This window comes from Mycobacterium sp. TH-M116 (assembly GCF_057473685.1).
The window spans coordinates 1-8707 of sequence record NZ_JBYCLC010000277.1; the positions used below are offsets into that span (position 1 = coordinate 1).

Annotated in this window: 7 protein-coding genes; 5 read left to right on the forward strand and 2 right to left on the reverse strand. The window is 69.3% G+C overall.

All coding sequences use genetic code 11. The features are described from left to right. Positions 1 to 107 precede the first annotated feature (107 nt). Positions 108 to 590 carry an LppP/LprE family lipoprotein gene (locus tag AC2VOK_RS13830; protein ID WP_428900992.1) on the forward strand — a complete coding sequence of 161 codons (483 nt, stop codon included), beginning with the start codon at positions 108 to 110 and terminating at the stop codon, positions 588 to 590. A gap of 161 nt (positions 591 to 751) precedes the next feature. On the opposite strand, the gene AC2VOK_RS13835 is transcribed toward AC2VOK_RS13830, so the two are convergent. Together AC2VOK_RS13835 and AC2VOK_RS13840 are read right to left on the reverse strand one after the other, a co-directional pair. Beyond that, a complete protein-coding gene (locus AC2VOK_RS13835) occupies positions 752 to 2707 on the reverse strand; it encodes an acyl-CoA dehydrogenase family protein (RefSeq protein ID WP_428900993.1) in 1956 nt (651 codons plus the stop codon). A 219-nt stretch (positions 2708 to 2926) separates the two neighbouring features. Beyond that, the gene (locus AC2VOK_RS13840; RefSeq protein WP_428900994.1) at positions 2927 to 3442 is read right to left on the reverse strand and encodes a MarR family winged helix-turn-helix transcriptional regulator; all 516 of its coding nucleotides are present in this window, start codon (positions 3440 to 3442) and stop codon (positions 2927 to 2929) included. Positions 3443 to 3560: 118 nt separating this feature from the next. Here AC2VOK_RS13840 and AC2VOK_RS13845 point away from each other — a divergent pair, with 118 nt between their 5' ends. The 4 genes from AC2VOK_RS13845 to AC2VOK_RS13860 form a co-directional block, all read left to right on the forward strand. Beyond that, a complete protein-coding gene (locus tag AC2VOK_RS13845; protein WP_428900995.1) occupies positions 3561 to 5609 on the forward strand; it encodes an ATP-binding cassette domain-containing protein in 2049 nt (682 codons plus the stop codon). Further along, positions 5606 to 6475: a CbiQ family ECF transporter T component gene (locus tag AC2VOK_RS13850; RefSeq protein ID WP_428900996.1), complete on the forward strand. Its 870-nt coding sequence runs from the start codon at positions 5606 to 5608 to the stop codon at positions 6473 to 6475. Before AC2VOK_RS13845 ends, AC2VOK_RS13850 begins: the two co-directional genes overlap by 4 nt. Before the next feature lie 52 nt (positions 6476 to 6527). Beyond that, entirely contained in the window at positions 6528 to 6980 is a 453-nt protein-coding gene (locus tag AC2VOK_RS13855; RefSeq protein WP_428900997.1) for an SRPBCC family protein, read from the forward strand. Next, the coding region (locus tag AC2VOK_RS13860) for a sulfatase-like hydrolase/transferase (protein WP_428900998.1) at positions 6973 to 8707 on the forward strand (1735 nt) is incomplete at its 3' end. The genes AC2VOK_RS13855 and AC2VOK_RS13860, both read left to right, overlap by 8 nt.

The following is an 8707-nucleotide window of genomic DNA, read 5'->3' on the forward strand; positions in this document are numbered from 1 at the left end:
AGATTGTTGTGTGGTAACTCCAATCATCCCAGCTCAGAGGGCACTTTCCTTATTCCGACACCCGATCAACAGCCAATTCATCCGTGGATCGAGGCTAAGCTGGGTGGATGCGTCGGCTCGCGGCGATCCTGCTGATCCTGGCTGCGGCGGCGTGCGGGTCGAACCAGGTGAGCTCGCCGTCGAGAACACCTGCCGCGTGCAAAGATTCCGAGGGGCCCAGCGACGACACGGTGCGCCGGGCAGTGGCTTCGGTCCCGATCGCGATCCCGGGCACCACCTGGGTCGAAATCGCGCGTGGACACACCGGCAACTGCCGGCTGCACTGGGTGCAGCTCATCCCGACGATCGCCAGCGAGTCGACCCCCCAGCAGCTGATCTTCTTCGACCACAACATCCCGCTGGGCGAACCGACCCCGAACCCGAAACCGTACATCACTGTGCTGAAGCCGTCCGATGACACAGTCACGGTTCAGTATCAGTGGCGCGTCGGCAACGACGAGCCCTGCTGTCCCTCCGGCCACGGCGTCGTGAAATTCCAGATCGGCCCGAACGGCAAGCTGAACACTCTCGGCAAGGTCCCGAATCAGTAGGGCTTACGACGCCTGGGGGAGCGCCTGGCCCCGCAGGCGCGATATCCGGGCTCGCGCCTCGTTCATCGGCCGCGCGTTCGGGCACGTCATCGAGCTGAGCGGGCGGTGTTCACGCGGATTGCTTCCTGGCTTGCTGCCTGCGAAGGTGGCCAGAACCGGATTCAGGGCGTGACGGCACCCGGCAGGTTCTCGGGGTGCAGCATCTCGGCGTAACGCAGCTCGTCAGGGATGCCGAAGCCGTCGACCAGCGTTTGCGCGTGCGGGCGCAGCGCTCGGCACCGGTCGTTGATCCCGCGGGTGACCGCCTTGGCCCGATCGGTGGACAGGTAGCGATGCTCGACATACCAGGCTTTGTCCTCCTCGATCACCGACAGCGCATAGAGGTCGCAGACCAGCTCCAGCACGTCGCGTGCCGGCTGATCCTCGCACGAGTCGATGCCGGCGACGAAGGCCTCCAGGATCACCCGGTCGATGTGCGCGGTCGCGGCGTGCAGCACGTGATCCTGCACGGCGTTGAACGCGTCGAAAGCCGCCATCTCCTTGGATTTGGCCTGCAGCCGGCGCGCGACGGATGACAGCAGATACTCTTCGCGGTCCTCGAACATCTTGATCTGCGTGCCGCGGTTGAACAGGCTGCCCTCCTCCTCGTTGTCTTGCCGGGCATCCACGATGGTCTGGATGATGGTCGCCGCCGCGGTGCGTTTGACGACGCGGTCGCTGACGGTGCCGGCGGCAAAGCGCACCCATTCGACCGGGCTCATGCTGCGGATGTCGTCGGCGTAGGCCGTGAGCAGTTCCTTGGCGACCAGCTGGGTCAGCACGTGGTTGTCGCCCTCGAACGTGGTGAACACGTCGGTGTCGCCGCGCAGGCCGACCAGCCGGTTCTCGCCCATGTAGCCCGCGCCGCCGCAGGCTTCCCGCGCCTCCTGGATGGAGCGGCTGGCGTGCCAGGTGTTGGCCGCCTTCAGCCCGGCGGCGCGCGATTCCAGCTCGCGCTGCTCCTCGGCGTCGGGTGCGTCGGCGGTCTGGATGTCGTGGCATTTGCCGACGAGCTCGTTCTGGGCGAACTGCAGCGCATAGGACTTCGCGATCAACGGGAACAGCCGGCGCTGGTGCACCAGGTAGTCCATGATCAGCACTTCGGTGCCGGCGTCGTCGGGTGCGCTGAACTGCCTGCGCTGCAACGCATATCGGGTGGCGATGTCCAGTGAGACGCGCGCCGCGGCGCCGGCGCTGCCGCCCACGGTGATCCGGCCGCGCACCAGGGTGCCCAGCATCGTGAAGAACCGCCGGTTGGGGTTGTCGATCGGCGAGGTGTACGTACCGTCCGGCGCCACGTCGCCGTATTTGTTCAGCAGGTTGACCCGCGGGACCCGCACGTGGTCGAACATGATGCGGCCGTTGTCGACACCGGGCAGGCCGCCCTTGTACTCGCAGTCCGAGGTCGTCACGCCGGGCAGGTCGTTGCCGTCGGCGTCGCGGATCGGGACCAGCAGGCAGTGCACGCCGTGGTTGACCGGCTTGCCCTCCTCGGTGGTGATCAGCTGCGCGAAAACCGCTGCCATGGTGGCTGTTTCGGCGGCACCGCCGATGTAGTCCTTGCGTGCCGACGGGGTGGGGGAGTCGATGACGAACTCCTGGGTCTCGGCGTCGTAGGTCGCGGTGGTCTCCAGCGACTGCACGTCGCTGCCGTGGCCCGTCTCTGTCATTGCGAAACAGCCGGACAACTCGAGGCTGATGATCTTCTTGACGTGGGCTTCGTGGTGCCGGCCGGTGCCCAGGTTCTCGACGGCGCCGCCGAACAGGCCCCACTGCACCCCGGCTTTGACCATCAGCGACAGGTCCGACATCGCGAGCATCTCGATCATGGTGATCGCAGCCCCGACGTCGCCGGTGCCGCCGTGTTCCTTGCGGAAGGTGTCGCCGGCGGCGCCGAACGCGGCCATGATCCTCATCTGCTCGCCCACTTTGGTGCGCGCGATCACAGTGTTTGGCGTGTAATGCGGGCGGAACATGTCTTCGGTCATGGTGGCCCGCATCCGGTTTTTCACGTCGCGCCAACGCCCGTCCAGCGCGTTGCGCAGATGCTCGGCAGTGCCCGTCGCTCCCGGGGCCATCACCCGACCGTAGCCCGCGGTTCGCGCGGCAGAAACGACCACGTGACAATCTTGCGCGGACCCTGCACGCGCGTACGGATTCCCGGCCGATTCACCCGGTTGGTGGGGCCCGCTCCGGACGTGGCGCCCCGGTGCGGGGCCCGTGACTGCGCGGCAGCACCCAGAACCAGGCCAGCCCCGCCCACAGCGCACCGAAAAGCACCAGCATCGGGTTCCCGGTCACTGGGTGCCGCGGCGCGGCGGGATTGCGGCATTGTCGAGAAGCCGGCGCAGCACGCCGACCGCCTCCGCCAGCACCTGGTGCTCGACCGGCGCGAGTTCGGCCAGCTGCGGCTCGATCGCGGCCGCGCGGTCGACACGGACCGCGTTGAGCGTCTGCCGTCCCTCGGCCGTGATGTGGATGCGGACTGCGCGGGCGTCGTCGGGGTCGACCGTCCGCGTGACCAGGCCGGCCTCCTCGAGGCGTCGTACCTGTGTGGTCATCGTCGGTTGCGAACAGTGGTCGACGGCCGCCAGATCACCGATCCGGGCTTCGCCGTGCGCCTCGATGGTGGCGAGCAGCCTGGCCTGCGCCGCAGGCAACGGCATCCGGATCCGCTGGGTGGCCAGCCGGTTGAGGCGGGCGACCACCGCGAGCAGGTCCGCTCCGAGGCCCGGTTGCAGCTCGGACGTCGCGGCGTCAACGACTCCACCGACTCCGGCCACTCCGCTGTGATCGGCGGCGGATGGCTTCATGCCTCCATGGTTGCATAGCTACCCTAAGCGAGCTGCTGCGTGGATGCCGTGGTGCAAATCCCCAGCTGGCCGGGTGTTCTGGCGGGGCCCGCGCCCGCGGCCTGGCAGAATCAATCAAGTGACCGGCCCAAGACTCCTGCGTGCGAGCCGCCGTGGTGGACCACTGCAACCGGTGGAGTTGGCGCAGGCGTCGGTGATGGGTGCGCTGTGTGCGGTCATCGCGATCATCTCCGTAATCGTCCCGTTCGCCGCCGGGGTGGCCCTGCTCGGCACCGTGCCGACGGGGCTGCTGGCCTACCGCTACCGACTGCGTGTACTGCTCGCCGCGACGGTCGCCGCCGGGATGATCGCCTTCCTCATTGCCGGCTTGGGCGGATTGATGACGGTCATGCACGGGGCCTACGTCGGCGGGCTGATGGGATTCGTCAAGCGCCGGCGCCGGGGAACGCCGACGGTGATCGTCGTGTCCCTGATCGCCGGGGTGGTTTTCGGTGCCGTGACGCTCGGCATGCTGGTTGTCATGACCCGGCTGCGGCACCTGATCTTCCAGGTGATGACAGCGAACATCGACGGGGTCGCAGAGTTTTTGACCCGGATCCATCTGGCGCAGGCCGGCGCCGACGTCAAACGGTATTTCGCCGAGGGGCTGCACTACTGGCCGTGGATCCTGCTGGGTTACTACACCGTCGGCATCACGATCGTCTCGCTGATCGGCTGGTGGGCATTGTCCCGGCTGCTGCAGCGGATGAGCGAGATTCCTGACGTGCACAAACTGGACGTCTGGGACGGCGGCGAGGGCGAGAGGGCCGCGATAGGCCCCGTGCCGGTGCGGCTGGACAAGGTGCGCTTTCGCTACCCGCACGCCGCCCAGGATTCGTTGCGAGAGATCAGCCTGGACCTTCGGGTGGGTGAACATGTGGCGATCACCGGCGCCAACGGCTCCGGCAAGACCACGTTGATGTTGATCCTGGCGGGCCGGGAACCCACGTCGGGCACGGTGCGGCGCCCCGGTGCGGTCGGCCTGGGCAAGGTTGGCGGCACGGCCGTGGTGCTTCAGCATCCCGAAAGCCAGGTTCTGGGCACCCGCGTCGCCGACGACGTGGTGTGGGGCCTGCCGCCGGGCACCGAGATCGACGTGAACCGGCTGCTGGGCGAGGTGGGCCTGGACGGGCTCGCCGACCGCGACACCGGAAGCCTGTCCGGGGGCGAACTGCAGCGCCTGGCGCTGGCCGCGGCACTGGCCCGGGAGCCGTCGTTGCTGATCGCCGACGAGGTGACCACCATGGTCGACCAGCAGGGCCGGGAGGCCCTGCTGGGTGTGCTGTCGGGCCTCACCCAACGGCACCGGACCGCACTGGTGCACATCACGCACTACAACAACGAGGCGGAGTCGGCGGACCGCACGATCAACCTCAGCGATTCACCGGACAATGCCGACATGGTCGAGTCCGCGCCCACGCCGCTGCCGTCCGCGCCGGTCGCGCACATCTCCTGCGCGCCGGCGATCGAGCTCGTCGAGGTCGGTCACGAATACGCCAGCGGCACACCGTGGGCCAAACCCGCGCTGCGCGACATCAGCTTCGTCGTGGAGCAGGGGGACGGGTTGCTCATCCACGGCGGCAACGGGTCGGGCAAGTCGACCTTGGCCTGGATCATGGCCGGGCTGACGATTCCCACCACCGGTGCCTGCCTTCTCGACGGCCGGCCCACCCACGAGCAGGTCGGTGCGGTGGCGCTGTCGTTCCAGGCGGCCCGGTTGCAGCTGATGCGCAGCCGCGTCGACCTGGAAGTTGCCTCGGCCGCGGGTTTCTCGCACCGCGACCAAGACCGCGTCGCCGCGGCGCTGGCCAGCGTCGGGCTGGACCCCGCGCTGGCCAAACGCCGCATCGACCAGCTCAGCGGCGGTCAGATGCGCCGCGTGGCGCTGGCCGGGCTGCTGGCGTGTTCGCCGCGGGCGTTGATCCTTGATGAGCCGCTGGCCGGGCTGGACGCCACGAGCCAGCGCGGTCTGCTGCGCCTGCTGGAGGATCTCCGCCGCGAGCAGAGCCTGACCGTGGTGGTGATCTCCCATGACTTCGTCGGGCTGGAGGGCGTCTGCCCGCGCACCCTGCATCTGCACGACGGGATGTTGGAATCGGTGGCGACCGCGGCCGGAGGTGTTGCATGACGGCGACTGCGGGCGCACCGCTGAACGCGGGCCCGGAGCACGCTACGAGCCGGCGTCTGCCGCGGCCGGTGGTGTTGCTCGTCCCGGTGCCCGGGACGTCGACCATCCACCAACTGTGGGCCGGAACCAAACTGCTCGTGGTCTTCGGGATCTCGGTGCTGCTGACGTTCTACCCGGGGTGGGTGACGATCGCCGCGGTAGCGGCCCTGGTGGCGGCCGCGATACGGATTGCGCGCATTCCGCGGGGGGTGCTGCCGTCGGTTCCGCGCTGGCTGTGGGTGATCGTCGCGCTGGGCGGCATCACGGCCGCGCTGGGCGGCGGCAGCCCGGTGATCGCCGTGGGCGGCCTGCACCTGGGACTCGGCGGTTTCCTGCAGTTTCTGCGGATCACCGCGCTGTCGGTGGTCCTGCTCGGGCTGGGGGCGATGGTGTCCTGGACCACCAACGTCGCCGAGATCGGTCCCGCGATGGCGCTTTTGGGTCGCCCGCTGCGATGGCTGCGGGTCCCGGTCGACGAATGGGCGGTGGCGCTGGCACTCGCGCTGCGCGCCTTCCCGATGCTGATCGACGAATTCCAGGTGCTCTACGCCGCCCGTCGGCTGCGGCCCAGGCGGATACCGCGCGGCCGCAGGGCGCGGTTCCGGCGGCACGCGCTGGAGGTGATCGACCTGCTCGCCGCGGCCATCACCGTGACGCTGCGCCGCGGCGACGAGATGGGCGACGCTATCACCGCCCGCGGCGGGACCGGCCAACTCTCCGCTCACCCGGCGCGGCCGACAACGACGGACTGGGCGACCCTGGCGATCACGACCGCGGTGTGCGGCGCGGCGATCGGAGTGGAGATCGCGTTGCACCTGACCCGATGAGCACGGAACCTCAGACGCTGCGGGACCTGCTGCCGTCGCGTAACTTGGGCACGTGTCAGACAAGCACCGCAGCCGCCGCATTGTGGCTTCCCCGCAGGAGATCTGGGACGTCCTGGCGGATTTCGGATCGGTCAGTTCGTGGGCGGGCAACGTCGGCCACTCCTGCATCCTGTTCTCCGGTCCCGGCGGCGCAGCCGTCGGAACCGCGCGCCGGGTCCAGTTCAACCGCGAGGCCCTCATCGAGCGCATCATTGAGTTCGACCCGCCGCACGTGCTCGGCTACGACATCGAAGGCCTGCCCGGCCGGCTGCGCAGGGTGGCCAACCGATGGACGCTGGCGCCGGTCGCGGGTGGGGCGACCGTCGTGAGCCTGACCAGCACCGTCGAGGTCGGGCCCCGCGCACCGCACAAGCTGGCCGAACGCATTGTGTGCCTTGTCATGGCGCGGGAGTCCGGCCAAATGCTCGCCGGGCTCGCGAGCCGATTGGAAGATGCCCGTGTCTGATCGCCCCGATGTCGTCGTCATCATGACCGACGAGGAGCGCGCGGTGCCGCCGTACGAGACCGCCGACGTGCTCGCCTGGCGCGACCGGGTACTCACCGGTCGCAAGTGGTTCGACGAGCACGGGGTCAGTTTCGCCCGGCACTACACCGGCTCGCTGGCCTGCGTACCGAGCCGGCCCACGCTCTTCACCGGGCATTATCCCGACCTGCACGGGGTCACCCAGACCGACGGCATCGGCAAGGCGGCCGAGGACTCCCGCATGCGCTGGCTGCGCCCAGGCGAGGTGCCGACCCTGGGCAACTGGTTCCGCGCCGCGGGATACGACACCCACTACGACGGCAAGTGGCACATCTCTCATGCCGACCTCACCGACCGGGCAACGGGCCGCACGCTGGAAACCAACAATCACGACGGAGTCGTCGACCCCGTCGCCGTGCAGCGCTACCTGGCCGCCGACCCACTCGCGCCCTACGGCTTCTCGGGATGGGTCGGCCCGGAGCCGCACGGCGCTGCACTGGCCAATGCCGGCGTGCGTCGCGATCCGCTCGTCGCCGAACGGGTCGTCTCCTGGCTCTCCGACCGGTACGCACGCCGCCGGGCCGGGGACGCGGCGGCGCTGCGCCCATTCCTGCTGGTCGCCAGCTTCGTCAACCCCCACGACATCGTGCTGTTCCCGGCGTGGGCGCGTCGCAGCCCGCTCAAGTCGTCGTCGCCGCTGGACCCCCCGCCGGTGCCCCCCGCGCCGACGGGCGGCGAGGACCTGTCGACAAAGCCGGCAGCGCAGATCGCGTTCCGCGAAGCGTATTACTCCGGCTACGGCCCGGCCCCCGTGATCAACCGGGCCTACGAGCACGACGCCCAGCGCTACCGCGATCTGTACTACCGCCTGCACGCCGAGGTGGACGCGCCGATCGACCGCGTTCGGCGGGCCGTCACCGACAACGGTTCGGCCGACGCGGTGCTGGTGCGCACGGCCGACCACGGCGACCTGCTCGGCGCGCACGGCGGGTTGCACCAGAAGTGGTTCAACCTGTACGACGAGGCCACTCGCGTTCCCTTCGTGATCGCCCGCATCGGGGAGCGGTCCACGGTTCCCCGGGTCGTGACCGCGCCGACGTCGCATGTCGACCTGGTCCCCACGCTGCTGTCGGCCGCCGGCATCGACGTCGCTGCTGTCGTGTCCGGACTTGCCGAGTCTTTCTCGGAGGTCCACGAGCTACCGGGCCGCGACCTGATGCCCGTCGTCGACGGCGCGCCGGCCGACGAGACCCGCGCGGTCTACATGATGACCCGCGACAACATACTCGAGGGGGACACCGTGGCCTCGGGCCTGGCGCGCCGCCTCAGACTGACCGCGAATCCGCCCGCGCCGCTGAGGATCCGGGTTCCGGCGCACACCCCGTCCAATTTCGAGGGGCTCGTCGTGCGTGTCGACGACGTGCCCGGTGGCGAAGGTCACCTGTGGAAGCTGGTTCGCACGTTCGACGACCCGGGAACCTGGACCGAGCCCGGCGTGCGGCACCTGGCGGCCAGCGGGCTGGGCGGCAACGCCTACCGCACGTCTCCGCTCGAGGACCAATGGGAGCTCTACGACCTGACCTCCGACCCGGTCGAAGCCGAGAACCGGTGGACCGATCCGGGCCTGCACGAGCTGCGCGGGCACCTGCGCACGCGGCTCAAACAGGAGCGGGCGGCTTCGGTCCCTGAGCGCAACCACCCGTGGCCCT

What these genes read in the sequence shown, in the direction of transcription:
- AC2VOK_RS13835 (WP_428900993.1), bottom strand. Translation starts at nt 2,707, where the DNA reads ATGGCCCCGGGAGCGACGGGCACTGCCGAGCATCTGCGCAACGCGCTG.
- AC2VOK_RS13850 (WP_428900996.1), top strand. Translation starts at nt 5,606, where the DNA reads ATGACGGCGACTGCGGGCGCACCGCTGAACGCGGGCCCGGAGCACGCT.
- AC2VOK_RS13830 (WP_428900992.1), top strand. Translation starts at nt 108, where the DNA reads ATGCGTCGGCTCGCGGCGATCCTGCTGATCCTGGCTGCGGCGGCGTGC.
- AC2VOK_RS13840 (WP_428900994.1), bottom strand. Translation starts at nt 3,442, where the DNA reads ATGAAGCCATCCGCCGCCGATCACAGCGGAGTGGCCGGAGTCGGTGGA.